This window comes from Candidatus Accumulibacter vicinus (assembly GCF_000584955.1).
GTDB classification, from domain to species: Bacteria; Pseudomonadota; Gammaproteobacteria; order Burkholderiales; family Rhodocyclaceae; genus Accumulibacter; species Accumulibacter vicinus.
The window spans coordinates 184460-185897 of record NZ_JDSS02000021.1 but is presented as its reverse complement, the minus strand read 5'-3'; the positions used below and the strand labels follow the sequence as shown (position 1 = coordinate 185897).

Annotated in this window: 2 protein-coding genes; both read left to right on the top strand. The window is 57.9% G+C overall.

The window, feature by feature from the left end:
- Window positions 1–497: 497 nt before the first annotated feature.
- Window positions 498–866: a VOC family protein gene (locus CAPSK01_RS09675; RefSeq protein WP_034925771.1), complete on the top strand. Its 369-nt coding sequence runs from the start codon at window positions 498–500 to the stop codon at window positions 864–866.
- A 124-nt stretch (window positions 867–990) separates the two neighbouring features.
- Window positions 991–1362: an antibiotic biosynthesis monooxygenase family protein gene (locus tag CAPSK01_RS09670; protein ID WP_034925769.1), complete on the top strand. Its 372-nt coding sequence runs from the start codon at window positions 991–993 to the stop codon at window positions 1360–1362.
- Window positions 1363–1438 lie beyond the last annotated feature (76 nt).

Here is a 1438-nt window from a genome sequence, read left to right as displayed (position 1 = left end):
TGTACGCCATCGGGCACCCCTCCCGCCAGCGGGCGAATAGACCAGAGACTTCGAGGAACTCGGCAAAGAACGGCAACTGCCCCAGGGCCGTGGCGCTTCCCCCTTCGTCCTAGCGAACGTGAAATCGCCCGCTAGGCGTCGCAACCCGCATCTCCAGCGCCGTTTTTTCCCTCTCCTGCAAGGCACTATCCGCCGCCTTGACCAGCTCTTTTCGCTCAAAATCCAACCACCCATTGGGTGACCCTCCCTTTGCGCCGGAAACCCTCACCAGCGCTCAGTTTGCAACAGATCTTGGTCATTTAAATGAGGAAAATAGGGTTATTTTCAAAGCGCGCACGCTCGTCGTATTGGGCCATGCTGCCGATCGGCATCGTGAATCCGCACGCTAACGGTCTGGCGACCAATGGCCGCTGGGATATGCCCAACGGGCCATCGAGATCCTGTGACAAGGGGAAGTGATTTAAACTACAGACTCTTGACCACGAGAGGAGAATCAAATGATTGGCTACGTGACGCTTGGAACTAACGACCTGCCCAGGGCGGCCGCCTTCTATGACGAGCTGCTGACCGAAGTCGGAGCCAAACGGTTGTGGGAATTCCCTCGGGGCATTGCCTGGGGAGTGGCTCCGAACAAACCGAGTCTTTGCGTCATGACGCCGTTTGACGGAAACCCCGCCACGGTGGGCAACGGCGTCATGGTGGCCTTGGTCGTCGATTCGCGCGAGAAGGTTGACCGAGTTTACGCCAAGGCGCTCGAATTGGGCGGCAAGGACGAAGGCCCGGCCGGTCCGCGCGGTGAAGGCTTCTACGCTGGCTATTTTCGCGACCTCGATGGCAACAAGCTGGACGTCTTCTGCCATGGCTAGAATGGCTGCCGGCCGAACCAACCGTACATGGGAAAGCCTGCTGGAAACTGGCTTTCCTAATCCATAGCGCCGGTCGTTCAGTTCCTTTTCTCGTCCGGCAGACCGATATCCAGGGAGATGCCAGATGCTTCAGATCAAACCACTTGATCAGAATGTTCCGATCTTTCAGCAGATCAACACAGACGTCTCACCCGTTGTCTTGGTGAACATCTTCGAAGTCGCAGAAGAAGACATTCCCGCCCTCCTGAAAGCGTGGGAAGCCGACGCCAACTGGATGAAGCAGCAGCCAGGCTACATCTCAACCCAGTTGCACCAAGGCATTGCCGGAAGCACGGTATTCATGAACTACGCAGTATGGGAGTCAGTGGCCCATTTTCGGGCGGCGTTCACCCATTCCGAGTTCCAGCAGGCTCTAGGGCACTACCCGTCCAGCGCCGTAGCGTCGCCTCATCTCTTCACGCGGCTTACGGTGCCGAATCTATGCGTTGGCCCCTAGCCCAATAGATTGATCTCCGTTGAGCCACGCCCCGTTCTAAAACGACCCGCCGATCGTCCCCCACCCAAGCCGCCTC